The 14,307-nt window shown below is 68.9% G+C and carries 15 protein-coding genes and 1 tRNA gene; 7 read left to right on the plus strand and 9 right to left on the minus strand.

Annotated features, from left to right (window positions below):
• Nucleotides 1–34 precede the first annotated feature (34 nt).
• The 3 genes from G4D77_RS09040 to G4D77_RS09050 all read right to left on the minus strand — a co-directional run bounded on the left by G4D77_RS09040 (nucleotide 35) and on the right by G4D77_RS09050 (nucleotide 1,955).
• Nucleotides 35–700, minus strand: coding sequence for an SCO family protein (locus G4D77_RS09040; protein ID WP_154835250.1), 666 nt, complete (start codon nucleotides 698–700; stop codon nucleotides 35–37).
• Nucleotides 701–823: 123 nt separating this feature from the next.
• On the minus strand, nucleotides 824–1,192 hold the full coding sequence (locus G4D77_RS09045; RefSeq protein ID WP_016450071.1) for a DUF2946 family protein: 369 nt from the start codon (nucleotides 1,190–1,192) through the stop codon (nucleotides 824–826).
• A gap of 25 nt (nucleotides 1,193–1,217) precedes the next feature.
• Entirely contained in the window at nucleotides 1,218–1,955 is a 738-nt protein-coding gene (locus tag G4D77_RS09050; protein ID WP_227740826.1) for a helix-turn-helix transcriptional regulator, read from the minus strand.
• 86 nt (nucleotides 1,956–2,041) lie between these two features.
• Here G4D77_RS09050 and G4D77_RS09055 point away from each other — a divergent pair, with 86 nt between their 5' ends.
• Both G4D77_RS09055 and pcaD read left to right on the plus strand, forming a co-directional pair.
• Entirely contained in the window at nucleotides 2,042–2,662 is a 621-nt protein-coding gene (locus G4D77_RS09055; protein ID WP_154835252.1) for a hypothetical protein, read from the plus strand.
• A 108-nt stretch (nucleotides 2,663–2,770) separates the two neighbouring features.
• Entirely contained in the window at nucleotides 2,771–3,535 is a 765-nt protein-coding gene (gene pcaD / locus G4D77_RS09060; RefSeq protein WP_016450074.1) for a 3-oxoadipate enol-lactonase, read from the plus strand.
• Nucleotides 3,536–3,592: 57 nt separating this feature from the next.
• Here the strand turns inward: pcaD and G4D77_RS09065 are convergent, their stop codons facing one another.
• From G4D77_RS09065 to G4D77_RS09075, 3 genes are read right to left on the minus strand one after another with little or no spacing between them, the layout of a single operon-like run.
• On the minus strand, nucleotides 3,593–5,284 hold the full coding sequence (locus tag G4D77_RS09065; RefSeq protein WP_154835254.1) for a cobaltochelatase CobT-related protein: 1,692 nt from the start codon (nucleotides 5,282–5,284) through the stop codon (nucleotides 3,593–3,595).
• Nucleotides 5,274–6,251 carry an AAA family ATPase gene (locus G4D77_RS09070; protein WP_013803829.1) on the minus strand — a complete coding sequence of 326 codons (978 nt, stop codon included), beginning with the start codon at nucleotides 6,249–6,251 and terminating at the stop codon, nucleotides 5,274–5,276. The genes G4D77_RS09065 and G4D77_RS09070 overlap by 11 nt, the downstream gene beginning before the upstream one ends.
• Complete coding sequence (locus G4D77_RS09075; RefSeq protein WP_154835256.1) at nucleotides 6,244–7,071, minus strand: IclR family transcriptional regulator; 828 nt, start codon at nucleotides 7,069–7,071, stop codon at nucleotides 6,244–6,246. The genes G4D77_RS09070 and G4D77_RS09075 overlap by 8 nt, the downstream gene beginning before the upstream one ends.
• A gap of 131 nt (nucleotides 7,072–7,202) precedes the next feature.
• On the opposite strand from G4D77_RS09075, the gene xsc reads away from it, so the two are divergent.
• The 4 genes from xsc to G4D77_RS09095 all read left to right on the plus strand — a co-directional run bounded on the left by xsc (nucleotide 7,203) and on the right by G4D77_RS09095 (nucleotide 11,687).
• A complete protein-coding gene (gene xsc, locus G4D77_RS09080) occupies nucleotides 7,203–9,014 on the plus strand; it encodes a sulfoacetaldehyde acetyltransferase (RefSeq protein WP_017407835.1) in 1,812 nt (603 codons plus the stop codon).
• 212 nt (nucleotides 9,015–9,226) lie between these two features.
• Nucleotides 9,227–10,201, plus strand: coding sequence for a bifunctional enoyl-CoA hydratase/phosphate acetyltransferase (locus G4D77_RS09085; RefSeq protein WP_154835258.1), 975 nt, complete (start codon nucleotides 9,227–9,229; stop codon nucleotides 10,199–10,201).
• Nucleotides 10,198–11,244 (plus strand): YeiH family protein, encoded by a 1,047-nt coding sequence (locus G4D77_RS09090; protein ID WP_016450079.1) that lies wholly within the window; start codon nucleotides 10,198–10,200, stop codon nucleotides 11,242–11,244. Before G4D77_RS09085 ends, G4D77_RS09090 begins: the two co-directional genes overlap by 4 nt.
• Before the next feature lie 137 nt (nucleotides 11,245–11,381).
• Nucleotides 11,382–11,687: a hypothetical protein gene (locus G4D77_RS09095; protein WP_016450080.1), complete on the plus strand. Its 306-nt coding sequence runs from the start codon at nucleotides 11,382–11,384 to the stop codon at nucleotides 11,685–11,687.
• Between the two features lie 27 nt (nucleotides 11,688–11,714).
• Here the strand turns inward: G4D77_RS09095 and G4D77_RS09100 are convergent, their stop codons facing one another.
• Nucleotides 11,715–12,608: a LysR family transcriptional regulator gene (locus G4D77_RS09100; RefSeq protein WP_016450081.1), complete on the minus strand. Its 894-nt coding sequence runs from the start codon at nucleotides 12,606–12,608 to the stop codon at nucleotides 11,715–11,717.
• A 101-nt stretch (nucleotides 12,609–12,709) separates the two neighbouring features.
• Here G4D77_RS09100 and G4D77_RS09105 point away from each other — a divergent pair, with 101 nt between their 5' ends.
• Entirely contained in the window at nucleotides 12,710–13,678 is a 969-nt protein-coding gene (locus tag G4D77_RS09105) for an NAD-dependent epimerase/dehydratase family protein (protein WP_154835260.1), read from the plus strand.
• A gap of 64 nt (nucleotides 13,679–13,742) precedes the next feature.
• Here G4D77_RS09105 and G4D77_RS09110 read toward each other — a convergent pair.
• Together G4D77_RS09110 and G4D77_RS09115 are read right to left on the minus strand one after the other, a co-directional pair.
• A tRNA-Gln gene (locus tag G4D77_RS09110) sits at nucleotides 13,743–13,819 on the minus strand.
• Between the two features lie 57 nt (nucleotides 13,820–13,876).
• Nucleotides 13,877–14,299 carry a hypothetical protein gene (locus tag G4D77_RS09115; protein ID WP_154835262.1) on the minus strand — a complete coding sequence of 141 codons (423 nt, stop codon included), beginning with the start codon at nucleotides 14,297–14,299 and terminating at the stop codon, nucleotides 13,877–13,879.
• Nucleotides 14,300–14,307: the final 8 nt, after the last annotated feature.

Raw genomic sequence — 14,307 nt, forward strand, 5'->3', positions numbered from 1 at the left:
TGTTGCGCCGGCCACCTGAGAAAGTGCAGAGCCGTCATGCAGCCTGCAGGATCTGCCGCAGGTCGGCCGCGCAGTCCTGTGCGTCCTGCTCATGGCGGAACGCCACGCGCAGCCGGCCCTCGGGATCGAAGACATAGGTGATGGCCGAGTGGTCCATGGTGTAGGACGCACCCGTGGGCACCTTCTTGTAGAAGACCTTGAATTCCCTGGCGACCTCGGCCGTCTGCGCCTCGTCACCGCGCAGCGCGACAAAGCCGGGATCGAAGGCGCCCACATAGGCCTTGAGCACCTCGGGCGTATCGCGCTCGGGGTCGATAGTGATGAAGGCCACGGCCAGGCGCTGGCCATCGGGTCCCAGCAGCTGGCGTATTTCCAGGGCGCGCGTCAGCGCCGTGGGGCAGACATCGGGGCATTGGGTGAAGCCGAAAAAGACCATCAGGGCCTGGCCCTTGAAGTCGGCCAGCGTGCGCTCGCGGCCATCGGCATCGCGCAGGCGGAAGTCCCGGCCGTACTGGGCGCCGGTCAGGTCTATGCCCTTGAACGGTACGGCGGCGGGCTTGCAGCCGGCCAGCAGCGCCAGTGCGGCCAGGCCGCCGCCAAGGCAGGCACGGCGAGACAGGGCGACGGAAGCAACGGATGGGAGGGTCGAAGAAAAATCGGCGGCGCGCTGCGGCGCCGCATGGCAATCGGAACGGAACATGGCATCCCTGCGTGGAATCTTGGCGAAGCCGCACCGCCAAGGCTGCGCCCGGCAGGTGCGGCAATGTTCTGAGACAGGCCAGCGGCCAGACAGCGCGGGACAGCGCTGCAAGCAGCCAAGGGCTCAGGCGATCAACAGCAACAAGGGAGGCCCGCGCGGCGGCAGCGGCGCGCCGACCAGGGAGGCAATGCGGGCAGAGACGATGGGCTGCAGCGCGCGGCCCATCGGCTGCAGTTGCGCCCAGGAGGGAGGGACATGCGCCGGCGGCGGCGTCACCGCCAGGCACAGAGGGCAGTCCAGCGAATGCTGGGCAGACACCGCCTGTCCTTCTTCACCGTTGACCACGACCAGCCTGACGCTGCCGCCAGCCGTGCAGACCAGCTCCATGGCCTGGGGGTGCACCAGGGGCGATGCAATGGCCAGGCCCAGCGTCAGCGCGAACCACGCCATGACCAAGCGGGCCAGTGGGACGGAGTTGCGCAGGGCTTGCATGGCTGGGGATTATGGGGGTAGGCCATCACAGGACCACGCCGACCTCGTCGCAGGCGGCCCAAAATCGGGCCGGGTCGCGCACCTGAAAGCGCTGTCCGCCGCGACGCGCCTGCACGATGCGGTCCAGCCGGAAGGTGCGCACGCCCTCGCGCTCGCAGTCCCAGGCCAGCAGGTACCAGAACGGCCAGGCCAGCAGCAGACATTGCGGCTCCACCACGCGCTCGCTGCGGCGCTGGCGTCCGTCCAGGTAGGTCAAGGCCAGCATCCATTGCTGTGCAAATGCCTGGTAGACGCTGGCGCGCGCCTCCACGCCCTGCGCACGCTCGCGCCGCGAAGCCTGGACTTCGACGGACACCGGCGAGGCCACGCGGATGCGCTGGCGCAGTTGCGCGATATCTGCGCGATCGGCCGGCGCAAAGCAGCGCGCGAACTGGCGGCGCAGTTCGCCATGACGCCCCGCCAGCGACAGGCCCAGGGCTTCCGACAGCGCCAGGGACATCAGCAGTTCCAGTGCGTCGTCACCCCGTAGCGTCACGCGGCCGGAGGGCCAGCGATGGACCACGCGGACACCGCCGCCCCTGCCCGAGGAGCTGTCCAGCTCCCAGCCCTGCTGCCTGAGCAACGACAGGTCGCGCGCCAGCGTGCGCTGGCTGACGCCCAGTTCCTCGGACAGCGCCGCCACGCCGTGCACGGCGCCATCGGACAGGCGCTGGGAAAGGGCTTCAAGCCGGGACAGACGGGCGGGCAGCGTGCGCGGTTTCATGGCCGGCATCATGGCGCAATTGACAGCCATTGAATGGCAGCGATGCAGGGACCATGGGCGGCATGTTCAATCCACGGAGAAATGCCATGCAAGTCATCGAATGGGCAGCGTTCAGCCTGCTGCCCGGTGTGACGGAAAACACCCTGCTGCAAGCCGCCAGCGCCATGCAGCACCAGTTCCTGGATGTGCAGGGCGGATGCCTGTCACGCCATCTGGTCCAGCTGGGCCAGGGGCGCTATGCGGATTTCGTCACCTGGCAATCACAGGAGGCTGCCCGTGCCGCCCTGGCGCAGGCCGGCCGGTCGGCTGCCTGCGCGGCCTACTTCGGGCTGATGCGCGTGGAGCATCCTCCCTTGCTGGGCGCCAGCGTGTTCAGCCACGGCGGGGAACGTGGGCTGCCGCAGGGCATGGAGTTCTCGTTGTTCCGGCTGCGCCCCGGCGCCGATTCCCATGCCTTGGCCACCGCCGCGCACCGCATGGCCGATGGCCTGTACCGGAATGAGCCCGGCTTCACGGCCCATGGCGTGATGCGCAGCGCCCACGACCCCGGCCTGTATGCCGACGTGGTGCTGGCCGACAGCGCCGGCCGCGCCCACCAGCTGTGCAGCAAGTGGGGCCAGGGACCGTTCGATCCGGCCTGCCAGGACTATCTGGAACTGATCGCGCCGGGGTCGGCACAGCTGCAGTTCTGGGACAGGGTGGCCTGAGCGCCGCCATCGCCGCGCCTTGGCCGGATGCCGGATATGCGTGGTATCCGTATCCGCCAGCCTGCACCGGCCATCCCATAATCACCTTTTCCCCAAGCAGTGACCGCCATGTCGAAACTCCATGTTGTGCAGCAGGGCCAAGGCCCGGCCCTCGTTCTGAGCCACGCGCTCGGTTGTGACCTCCAGATGTGGGACGGCGTGGCCCAGGCCCTGCAAGACCGCTTCACCGTGGTGCGCTACGACCACCGGGGCCATGGCCGCTCGCCCGCCATCGGCGAGGCCTTCGACATGAACGACCTGGCCGACGACGCAGCCGGCGTGATCGAGGCGCTGGGCCAGGGGCCGGTGCACTTCGTGGGCCTGTCCATGGGCGGCATGACGGCCCAGGCCCTGGCCGCGCGCCATCCGGCGCTGGTGCGCAGCATCACCATCGCCAATTCGGCCAGCTACTACGACGAGGCCGCGCGCGCAGGCTGGCAGGCGCGCATTGCCACGGTGCGCGCCCAGGGCGTGGCCGCGATTGCCGATGGCGCCATGCAGCGCTGGTTCACGCCCGAATTCCGCGCCGGGCAGGCCGCCCGAGTGGCAGCCTTGCGCGCCGGGCTGGAGGCCACGGCGGCCGCGCCCTATGCGGCGGCCTGTGCGGCCGTGGGCGGCATCGATCTGCGCGAGAGCAACCGGCGCATCGCCTGCCCCGCGCTGGTCATTGCAGGCAGCCGCGACGAGGCCACGCCCCCTTCCCTGTCCGAAGACATGCAGGCGCAGATTCCGGGCGCGCAGCTGGTGTCGCTGCCCGCCGCGCATTTGAGTGCCGTGGAAATGCCCGCGGAGTTTGCGCAGTTGGTGAGCGACTTTGTCGCGCAGATCCGCTAGATCTGCCGCCCTGCCCGGACGGAATGGTCGCTGAGCGACGCCGCTAGCAGGCCGGCATCACGGCCGGCAGATCAACTCCGCCACCTCCATCAGCAAGGCCTCATCGATCTGCTCGCGCAGGTCCACGGCCAGCCTGCGCCGGTAGAACACGCCCAGGTCCAGGCCCACGCCCAGCGCGCGGATCTGCACATCGCCCGCGCGCTCGTGCCGGGCGAGGACCTGGCGCAGGTGCTGGTCCAGGTAGTGCTCGTCGTTGGCCTGGTGCGTGGCCGTGTCCATGGGGCAGCCGTCCGAGATGACGAGCAGGATGCGGCGCTGCGCGGGCCGCGCCAGCAGCCGCTCGCAGGCCCATTCCACGGCCTCGCCGTCCACGCCCTCGCGAAACAGGTCGGGCCTGCGCAGCGCGGCAATGCCGTGGCGGGCGTGGCGCCAGGGTTTGGCGGCGTCCTTGAAGACGATGTGCAGCCGCTCGTTGAGCCGGCCCGGTATGTGGGGCTGGCCCGCGCGCTGCCAGTCGCGGCGGGCGCGGCCGCCGTTCCAGGCCTGGGTGGAAAAGCCCAGCACGTCCACCGGCACGCCGGCCATGGACAGCGCGCGGCCCAGCAGGTCCACCAGCAGGGACAGCGGGCGCGCATGCGCCTTCATCGAGCCCGAGCAGTCCAGCAGGATGGCCACGGCCGCATCGCTGACGGGGCGCGGCAGCTCGTTCCTGAAGATGGCGCGCTGCTGCGGATCGCTGACCAGTTGCGCCAGCCGGCTTGCATCCAGGTGCCCATCCTCCAGGCCGAACTGCCAGCCGTCGTGGCGCGGCACGGCCAGGCGCTGCTGCAGGTGGCGGGCCAGCCGGCCCGCATGCAAGCCGCTGCGCGCCAGTTCCTCATCCATCTGCTCGCGGAACTCGGCCAGTTGCGCGGCGCGGATCAGCTCGGCCGCCTGCGCCTCGCGGTCATAGGCGCGCGTGAACACGCGGTAGCTGTGGGCCGAGCCGGCCCAGGCGCGGCTGTCGCCGCTGAGCGCCACGGGCGGCGCATCCAGGCTTTGCGATTCAAAGTGCAGCGGCAGCGCGAAGCTGCCGCGCCGGCGCGGCCCGGCAGCGCCGCGCGGCGCCTCCTCCTGGGCTGACCGCACGGCCTGGCCCACCCAGCGGCTGATGGCCAGGGCCGGCGCAATGAAGGCCTGCTGGTCCTGCCGGTGGCGGCGCAGCAGGGCCCACTGCGCGCCCAGTTGCGCGGACAGGCCGGCGCGCGTGGCCTCGGCCAGGTCGGCCAGGGCATCGGGCGGCTCATGGCCGCCCAGGCGGCTCCAGGCGGTCAGCGCCACGGTGAACAGCAGGATGCCCAGGCTGCTTTCGGTCAGGCCCGAATCGGCAAAGGCCTGGCTCCAGTGCACAAAGCGCGCATGCAGGTTGGCGCGTGCGCCGGGCCATTCCTCGGGCGCCAGGCTTTCCACGCGCAACTGCTCCAGCAGCTCGAACACCAGCCGCTCGACCGGGTCGCCGGGCAGGTGGCGCGCGTGCAGCGCGGCATCGCTCAGGCGCAGGCGCAGGCTGGCGCCGTCGAGCAGGCCGCGCTGGTCGGCCAATCGGGCCGGCACATCGGCCTGGTGGGCCGCTGCCAGCACCACGGGCGCCGTGCCCCGGTACAGCGTCTGCCCGCTCCATTGCAGCGAGGCATCGCCCGCCATGGCGCGCAGCAGCGCGCCGCCCCAGGCCTCCATGCGCGCCAGCGAGGGGGATGCCTCAGCAGGCATGGGCGGGCTCGTCGCGCAGCGCCAGTTCCTGGCCGAAGCAGCGCTGGAAGTACTCGGCCACGATGGCCCGCTCGGCCGGCTCGCACTTGTTGAGGAAGGACAGCTCGAAGGCCAGCCGCAGGTCATGGAAGATCTGCGCGTTCTCGGCCCAGGTGATGACGGTGCGCGGCGACATCAGCAGCGACAGGTCGCCCACCGCAAAGCCCTTGCGCGTGAGCGCGGCCAGCGCCACCATGGCGGCCACCTGCTCGCGCCCCTGCGGCGTGGCCAACTGCGGCACGCGCGCCAGCACGATGGCGGCTTCCTCGGCCGGCGCCAGGTAGTCCAGGCTGGTGACCAGGTTCCAGCGGTCGAGCTGGGCGTGGTTGAGCATCTGCGTGCCGTGGTACAGGCCGCTGAGGTTGCCCTGGCCCAAGGTGTTCATGGTGGCGAAGAGGCGGAACTGCGCATGCGGCTGGAGCACGCGCTTTTGGTCCAGCAGGGTGAAGCTGCCCTCGCGTTCGAGCACGCGCTGGATGACGAACATCACGTCGGGCCGGCCCGCGTCGTATTCATCGAAGACCAGGGCCACGGGCCGCTGCAGCGCCCAGGGCAGGATGCCTTCCTGGAACTGCGTGACCTGGCGGCCCTCCTGCAGCACGATGGCGTCCTTGCCCACCAGGTCCAGCCGGCTGATGTGGCCGTCGAGGTTGACGCGCACGCAGGGCCAGTTCAGCCGCGCCGCCACCTGCTCGATATGGGTGGACTTGCCCGTGCCGTGCAGCCCCTGGATGACCACGCGCCGGTTGTGCGCAAAGCCCGCCAGGATGGCCAGCGTGGCCTGCGGGTTGAAGCGGTAGGCCGGGTCCACGGCCGGCACATGCTCGCTGCGTTCGGCAAAGGCCGGTACCTGCATGTCGGTGTCCAGGCCGAAGGTCTCGCGCACGCCAAGCGTGCGCGTGGGATGCATCAGGGTCAGCTCAGTCATCGTCAGGGGCTCCCGGGGGGACTTCGTCGTTGATGCGCGCAATCGCCTCGGCCGCCGCGCGCAGTTGGGGAAGAAAGGACAGCGCACGTTCGCGCGGGAAACGCATGATGGGCGCCTGCACGGCCAGCCCCATGTTCGAGGGGCCGCCCTGGATGGAGGGCACGAGCACGCCCAGGCACAGCAGGCCGGGCAGGAATTCCTCGTTGTCGAAGGCATGGCCCTGGGCGCGCACCTGGTCCAGTTCGGCGTCCAGCGCGTCGAAGGCCGTCAACGTATTGGCCGTGAAGCCTTCCAGCGGCACGGCCGACAGCAGCCGCCTGCGCTGCGCGGGCGCCATCTGGCTCAGGAACAGCTTGCCCGTGGCCGAGCAATGGGCCGGCACGCGCGAGCCCGGGTGCAGATAAAAGCGCAGCGGCGCGGGCGTCTCCACGCGGTCCAGGTAGAGCACTTCGCTGCCCGAAAAGGCGGTGATGTTGCAGCTCTCGCCGATATCGCGCACCAGCTGGGCCAGCACCGCGTGGCGCGCGCCGTGCGTGGTGTTGTTGAGCAGCACGCTCTCGGCCAGCCGCATCAGGCGCCGGCCCGTGCCGTAGTGCCGGCCATTGCCCTCGCGCTGCAGGATGCCCGCGCCTTCGAGCTGCTGGAGCATGCGGTGCATGGTGGGCTTGGGCAGGCCTGTCTCCTCGACCATGGTCTGCAGCGTGAAGGGCTCGTTCTTCTGCGCAATGGCCTCCAGCAGCGCGAACAGCCGCAGGTTGGGGGTATCGCCATCGATACGGGCAGGGACAGGTTCTCGGGTGTTCATGGTGTTGGCCATCATATGTTTTTCAATTTTTCGAGTCAATTTGTTCCGAAAAAAGAAATTTATTTGACATCCAGGCGAAATCACACCTAGACTTGCGCCGTAATTTCTTTTTTCGGAACTTAAAGTTCCATTTTCAAGGAGACAACATGACTGCAGCCAACAATCGTACGGTGGTCGAAGGCGTCCAGAAGATGACCCCTTCCGAAGCCTTTGTGGAGACCTGCGTGGCCAACGGCGTCACGGAGATGTTCGGCATCATGGGCTCGGCCTTCATGGATGCCATGGACATCTTCGCGCCCGCCGGCATCCGCCTGATCCCCGTGGTGCACGAGCAGGGCGCGGCCCACATGGCCGACGGCTATGCGCGCGTCTCGGGCCGCCACGGCGTGGTGATCGGCCAGAACGGCCCCGGCATCAGCAACTGCGTGACCGCCATCGCGGCCGCCTACTGGGCCCACAGCCCCGTGGTCATGATCACGCCCGAGACCGGCACCATGGGCATGGGCCTGGGGGGCTTCCAGGAAGCCAACCAGCTGCCCATGTTCCAGGAGTTCACCAAGTACCAGGGCCATGTCTGCAACCCCAAGCGCATGGCCGAGTTCACGGCCCGCTGCTTTGACCGCGCCATCTCCGAGATGGGCCCCACCCAGCTGAACATTCCGCGCGACTATTTCTACGGCGAAGTGCAGTGCGAAATCCCCAAGCCCATGCGCGTGGAGCGCGGCTCGGGCGGCGAAAACAGCCTGCAGGCCGCCACGGAACTGCTGGCCACGGCCAAGTTCCCCGTGATCCTGGCCGGCGGCGGCGTGGTCATGGGCGATGCGGTCGAGGAGTGCAGGCAGCTGGCCGAGCGCCTGGGCGCACCCGTGGTCACGGGCTACCTGCGCAATGACGCCTTCCCCGCCAAGCACCCGCTGTGGGCCGGCCCGCTGGGCTACCAGGGCTCCAAGGCCGCGATGAAGCTCATCGCCCAGGCCGACGTGGTGATCGCGCTGGGCTCGCGCATGGGCCCCTTCGGCACCCTGCCCCAGCACGGCATGGACTACTGGCCCAAGAACGCCAAGATCATCCAGGTCGAGGCCGACCACACCAACCTGGGCCTGGTCAAGAAGATCTCGGTGGGCATCCACGGCGACGCCAAGGCCGTGGCGCGCGAGCTGGGCCGCCGCCTGCAGGGCCAGACCCTGGCCTGCGACGCCACCAAGGCCGCGCGCGCCGACACCATCGCCACCGAGAAGGCGGCCTGGGAGAAGGAGCTTGACGAGTGGACGCATGAGCGCGACCCCTACAGCCTGGACATGATCGAAGAGGCCAAGGGCGAGCGCACGCCCACGGGCGGCCAGTACCTGCATCCGCGCCAGGTGCTGCGCGAGCTGGAAAAGGCCATGCCGCCGCGCGTGATGGTCTCCACCGACATCGGCAACATCAACTCCGTGGCCAACAGCTACCTGCGCTTCGACGAGCCGCGCAGCTTCTTCGCGCCCATGAGCTTCGGCAACTGCGGCTATGCCCTGCCCACCATCATCGGTGCCAAGTGCGCGGCGCCCGACCGCCCGGCCATCGCCTACGCCGGCGACGGCGCCTGGGGCATGAGCATGGTGGAGATCATGACCGCCGTGCGCCATGACATTCCCGTCACGGCCGTGGTCTTCCACAACCGCCAGTGGGGCGCCGAGAAGAAGAACCAGGTGGACTTCTACAACCGCCGCTTCGTGGCCGGCGAGCTGGAAAGCGAGAGCTTCGCAGCCATTGCCAGCGCCATGGGCGCCGAGAGCATCGTGGTCGACCAGATCGAGGACGTGGGCCCGGCGCTGAAGAAGGCCATCGACCTGCAGATGAACCACGGCAAGACCTGCGTGATCGAGGTGATGTGCACGCGCGAACTGGGTGACCCGTTCCGCCGCGATGCGCTCTCCAAGCCCGTGCGCTTCCTCGAAAAGTACAAGGACTTTGTCTAACCCCCTGAGGCGCTGGCGCGCCTTCCCCCTCTCTACCCGCTGCGCGGGGGAGGGGGACGACACCCTCGGTGCGGGGCGGCCCTTCCTCGGTGTCCCTGGGATGGGCCGCGCCGGTTTCATGCGCCTGGGTGAAGCGCAAGGCCCTCGAAAGCCGATTCCCAGATTCCCTGCGTTGCTCGCGCCGGGCCCTGTACTTTCCCGCAGGAGCTTTCATGGTCCCCCCACTTTCACTTGCCGTGGCCGCCGATGATGCGCCCGCCACGCCCCGTCCCCATCTCCAGCACCTGCTCGACCAGGCCAAGGCGCAAGGCCCCATTCCTGTGGCCGTGGCCTATCCCTGCGATGCAGGCTCGCTGCAGGCCGCCATGCAGGCCGCGCAGGCGGGCCTGATCACGCCGCTGCTGCTCGGCCCCGAGGCACGCATCCGGGCGGCGGCCCAGGCGGCCGGGCTGGACCTGGCGGGCGCGTCCATCCATTCCACCGCCGACGATCCACGCGCGGCGGCTGCCCAGGCGGCGGCGCTGTGCGGCAGCGGCCAGGCCCGCGCGCTGATGAAGGGCAGCCTGCACAGCGACGAGTTGCTGGGCGCTGCCGTGGCGCGCGAGGCCGGCCTGCGCGGCAGCCGCCGCGCCAGCCATGTGTTCGTGATGGACCTGCCGGGCTTCGAGCGCCCGCTGCTGATGACCGATTGCGTGGTCAACATCTTCCCCACGCTGATGGACAAGCGCGACATTGCGCAGAACGCCATCGACCTGGCCCGTGCCATCGGCATTGCCCGGCCCCGCGTGGCCGTGCTCTCGGCGGTGGAGACGGTCAACCCCGCCATCCCCGGCACCATCGACGCGGCCGCGCTGTGCAAGATGGCCGACCGGGGGCAGATCAGCGGCGCCATCCTTGACGGGCCGCTGGCCTACGACAACGCCATCTCGCTGCGGTCGGCGCATCACAAGGGCATCGTCTCCGATGTGGCCGGCCAGCCCGACGTGCTGCTGGTGCCCAGCCTGGAGGCCGGCAACATGATCTACAAGCAGCTGGTCTACATGGCCGACGCCGAGTGCGCGGGCCTGGTGCTGGGCATGCGCGTGCCCATCGTGCTGACCAGCCGTTCGGACTCGGTGGCCAGCCGCATCGCCTCCTGCGCGCTGGCCGTGCTGGCCGATGCGGCGGGCAGCAAGGAGCAGCCATGAGCCAGGTTCAAGCACAGGTGGCTGCGCAGGCGCCCGTGCCGCGCATGCTGCAGTGGCTCAGGCTCCTGCCCGGCACGGGCCTGTCGGGCGTGATCGCGCTGGCGGCGACCTTCGTCTCCACGCTGCATGGCGGGCCGCAGCTGCTGTTCGCGCTGTTCTTCGGCGTGGCCTTCCACTTCCTGAGCCAGGACGCGCGCGCCAAGCCCGGCATCGAGTTCTGCGCGCGCGGCGTGCTGCGCCTGGGCGTGGGCCTGCTGGGTGCGCGCATCACGGCCACGCAGATCGCGGGCCTGGGCTGGACCACGGCGCTGATCGTTATCGCCGCCGTGGTCACCACGCTGCTGTGCGGCACGCTGCTGGGCCGGCGTCTGGGCCTGACGCGCCCGCAGGGCGTGCTGTCGGGCGGCGCGGTGGCCATCTGCGGCGCCTCGGCGGCGCTGGCCATCTCGTCGGTGCTGCCGCGCGACAAGGACAGCGACCGCTTCACGCTCACCGTGGTGGTCACGGTCACCGTGCTGTCCACGGCCGCCATGGTGCTGTATCCGCTGGTGGCGCGCGCCCTGCATTTGCCGCCCGAGCTGGCCGGCCTGTTCATCGGCGGCACCATCCACGATGTGGCCCAGGTGGTGGGCGCGGGCTACACCATCGACCAGGCCACGGGGGACTACGCCACCATCGTCAAGCTGTTCCGCGTGTCCATGCTGGCCGTGGTGGTGGTCATGGTCTCGGCCCTGTTCAAGCGCCAGCGCGAGGCAGCGGCCGAGCAGCACCACGGCAAGAAGCCGGGCCTGGTGCCCTGGTTCCTGTGGGTGTTCGTCGCGCTGGTGGCCATCAACTCGCTGGGCTGGGTACCGCCGGGCCTGCAGCACCAGTTGAGCGACCTGTCGCGCAACTGCCTGGTGCTGGCCATTGCGGCCCTGGGCCTGAAGACCTCGTTCCAGCAACTGGCCCAGGCCGGCTGGCGGCCTTTTGCACTGCTGGTGGTGGAGACGCTGTGGATGGCAGCCTTCGTGCTGATCGCCATCGAGATCGAGATGCGCTGACGCCTGCACAGGCATTGCCGCAAGAGGCCCGCCCTGCGCGGGCCTTTGTCATGGCGCCACACATCGCTTGATGGGCATGCACCAAGATGATACATTTGCACACAAATTTTTGATCCACATCAACGCCCTACCGCGCCGTGAACGTTTTTCGCAAGCAAGCCGGCAGATTCCGCAGGCTGACCGCCACCCAAGTCCTCACCCTGCTGCGCAATCAGCAACCCCGGCAAGCCGCCCTGCTGCGGCTGCTGCCCTGCCTGTCGATGCTGGCCGTGTGCGCGGTGCTGCTCGATTCCCTGCTGCCCATTCCGCTGTGGGCCATCGCCAGCCTGACCGTGGTCATGGCCGCCTACATCGCCCACAACTGCCAGTCCTTTGTCGCCACCCAGCGCAGAAAGTCCACGCTGCGCCATCTCGCGCGCTCCTGCCTGCTGCACGCCGGCTGAAGCACAAGTGCCCCTGGGTGCCGGGCGTCAGGCACCGCCTCTGGCATAGGCCGTCAGCGCCTGGGCCACGGCCTTGAAGACCACGGCGCAGCGCTCGCTCTTGCGCAGGTCCTCGTGCATGGCCACCCAGGTATCGAGCTTCCATGAAAACGCCTGGGGCAGCACCCGCACCAGGCCCGGCTCCCGGGCCGCCAATGCCGACTGGCACACGCCAATGCCAAAGCCCGCGCGGATGGCGCCCAGCTGGGCCAGGTCGCTGTCCGAGCGCAGCGCCATGCCTTCGCGCGTGAGCATGGGAAACTGCTGCTGCATCTTTCGGATCAGGGCGCTTTCATGGTCGAAGCCGATGAGCGAATGCCCGGCCAGGTCCTCCAGCGATTCCGGCACGCCGCGTGCGGACAGATAGCTTTCATGGGCATGCAGCCCCAGCTCGATGGCGCCGATATGGCGTGCCACCAGCGCCTCCTGCTGAGGCCGGAACATGCGCACGGCCACGTCGGCCTCGCGGCGCAGCAGGTCGTCCACCGCGTTGGACAGCACCAGCTCGATGCCCAGTTCAGGGTGTGCCGCGCGCAATTGCGCAAGCACAGGCGGCAGCACCTCCACGCCCACCACCTCGCTGGCCGTCAGCCGCACCGTGCCGCGCACGCCCGAGCCATGGCTGGCCGCCACGCGGCGCAGCGCGGCCGCCGTCGCGGCCATGCTGGCTGCATAGGGCTGAAGCTCGTAGGCCGCCTCCGTGGGCGCGAAGCCATCGGATGAGCGGGTGAACAGTTGCAGGCCCAGCGCCGACTCCAGCCCGTCGATGTGGCGGCCCACGGTCGGCTGCGCCACACCCATGGCCCGGCCCGCCGCTGACAGCGACCCGGACTCCAGCACCTGCAAAAAACTGCGATACCACTCCCAGTGGGGTTCCGACATCACTCATCCATTCATTTATGCATGGACACCAGAGAATTCTAGGCAATTTTCTTTTTGCAGCGGGTTGCTGACACTGAGGCTGTCACCACAGGACCCAGCCCATGCCATCCATTGCACTCTTCGGCGCCGCAGGCGCCATCGGCCAGAGTCTGGCCGCCGCGCTCAGACAACAGGGCCGCGCCTACCGCGTGGTCGGCCGCAACGCAGCCAGCCTGCGCCAGACCTTCGGCGCCGACCCGCTGGCCGAGATCGTCCCCTGGAACCCGGACAGCACCGGCTCCGTCGAGGCTGCCGCCCACGGCGTGGACACGCTGGTCTACCTGGTGGGCGTGAACTACTGGCAGTTTCAATTGCATCCCGAGCTGATGCGCAAGACGCTGGAAGGCGCCATTGCCGCGGGCGTGCGCCGCATCGTGCTGATCGGCACCGTCTATCCCTATGGAAAGGCGCAGGCCCATGCCGTGAAGGAAGACCATCCACGCAACCCGCATACCTTCAAGGGCCGCATGCGCAAGGCGCAGGAAGACCTGCTGCTGCAGGCCCACGCACAGGGCCGCATCGAGGCCGCCGTACTGCGCCTGCCCGACTTCTACGGCCCGGGCGTGCACAACAGCCTGCTGCACGGAGCCTTCGAGGCGGCGGCCCGTGGCGGCCGGGCCGACATGGTCGGCCCGCTGGACCGGCCGCATGAGTTTGTCTATGTGCCCGATGTGGGCCCCGTCGTGGCGCGCCTGATCGGCACGCCGCAGGCTTTCGGCAAGGTCTGGCACCTCGCCGGCGCGGGGGCGATCACGCAGCGCGACGTCGTCTCGGAGATCGAACGCCTGACCGGCAGGCCGTTGAAGCTGCGCGTTGCAGGAAAGACCGCGCTGCGCCTGGCCGGCCTGTTCAACCCCTTCATGCGCGAGCTGGCCGAGATGCACTACCTGCTGACCGATCCGCTGATCATGGAGGACTCCGCCCTGCACGCCCTGCTGGGCCCCATCGCCAAGACGCCCTATGCGCAGGGCATACGCGCAACGCTCAACGCCGCCATGGCAAGTGCCGACTCACACTTGGCTGCGGCCTGAGCCTGGCCTGCAGCCCGAAAACAAAAAAGCCCTGACAGCAAAACTGTCAGGGCTTTTGTCTATCTGGCAGGGGAGGAAGGACTCGAACCCTCGCATGCCGGAATCAAAATCCGGTGCCTTTACCAACTTGGCGACTCCCCTAGAAGACCTAAATTCTAATACGTTTTTTTGGGCAAAAAAAGAAAACGCCTCAGATTTTCAACGCGGCGAGGCATCGGGACCTGCTTCACTCCAGCGTGCGGCCTCTTCAAGCAGATGATCTGCCGCCTCCAGAGAAGCTGCCTGCAGTTCGGGATCGTCTTCCATACGCTGCAGCACCTGGTCCACAAGGGCCGGGAATTGCGGATCAGCCTGCAGGGCTTCCCCCAGTTCACGCACGAGCGTGGCTTCCATGAACATGCGAAACGCCTTGCGCCGCCTGTCGGGGTCTGCGGCATCCACGCCTTTCAGACGCCGCAGCAAAGGCGCCGGCACGCGGGCGTCGCCCGAGCCCTCCTTCGCAGGGCCACCGGCAGAGCGGGCCTGCTCCCCCTGACCTTGCGCCTGCCGCAGCCGCGCCTGCTCCAGAGCCTGGGCGCGGATCAGCGCGGCAATGCCTGAGGCGCCATCAATGCGAGTCATGCGGGACC

It is taken from the genome of Delftia sp. WY8, assembly GCF_018437695.1.
Taxonomy (GTDB): domain Bacteria; phylum Pseudomonadota; class Gammaproteobacteria; order Burkholderiales; family Burkholderiaceae_C; genus Comamonas; species Comamonas tsuruhatensis.

What these genes read in the sequence shown, in the direction of transcription:
- G4D77_RS09085 (WP_154835258.1), top strand. Translation starts at nt 9,227, where the DNA reads ATGGTCCCCCCACTTTCACTTGCCGTGGCCGCCGATGATGCGCCCGCC.
- G4D77_RS09055 (WP_154835252.1), top strand. Translation starts at nt 2,042, where the DNA reads ATGCAAGTCATCGAATGGGCAGCGTTCAGCCTGCTGCCCGGTGTGACG.
- G4D77_RS09105 (WP_154835260.1), top strand. Translation starts at nt 12,710, where the DNA reads ATGCCATCCATTGCACTCTTCGGCGCCGCAGGCGCCATCGGCCAGAGT.
- G4D77_RS09090 (WP_016450079.1), top strand. Translation starts at nt 10,198, where the DNA reads ATGAGCCAGGTTCAAGCACAGGTGGCTGCGCAGGCGCCCGTGCCGCGC.
- G4D77_RS09050 (WP_227740826.1), bottom strand. Translation starts at nt 1,955, where the DNA reads ATGAAACCGCGCACGCTGCCCGCCCGTCTGTCCCGGCTTGAAGCCCTT.
- G4D77_RS09115 (WP_154835262.1), bottom strand. Translation starts at nt 14,299, where the DNA reads ATGACTCGCATTGATGGCGCCTCAGGCATTGCCGCGCTGATCCGCGCC.
- G4D77_RS09065 (WP_154835254.1), bottom strand. Translation starts at nt 5,284, where the DNA reads ATGCCTGCTGAGGCATCCCCCTCGCTGGCGCGCATGGAGGCCTGGGGC.
- pcaD (WP_016450074.1), top strand. Translation starts at nt 2,771, where the DNA reads ATGTCGAAACTCCATGTTGTGCAGCAGGGCCAAGGCCCGGCCCTCGTT.
- xsc (WP_017407835.1), top strand. Translation starts at nt 7,203, where the DNA reads ATGACTGCAGCCAACAATCGTACGGTGGTCGAAGGCGTCCAGAAGATG.
- G4D77_RS09040 (WP_154835250.1), bottom strand. Translation starts at nt 700, where the DNA reads ATGTTCCGTTCCGATTGCCATGCGGCGCCGCAGCGCGCCGCCGATTTT.
- G4D77_RS09100 (WP_016450081.1), bottom strand. Translation starts at nt 12,608, where the DNA reads ATGTCGGAACCCCACTGGGAGTGGTATCGCAGTTTTTTGCAGGTGCTG.
- G4D77_RS09075 (WP_154835256.1), bottom strand. Translation starts at nt 7,071, where the DNA reads ATGATGGCCAACACCATGAACACCCGAGAACCTGTCCCTGCCCGTATC.
- G4D77_RS09070 (WP_013803829.1), bottom strand. Translation starts at nt 6,251, where the DNA reads ATGACTGAGCTGACCCTGATGCATCCCACGCGCACGCTTGGCGTGCGC.
- G4D77_RS09045 (WP_016450071.1), bottom strand. Translation starts at nt 1,192, where the DNA reads ATGCAAGCCCTGCGCAACTCCGTCCCACTGGCCCGCTTGGTCATGGCG.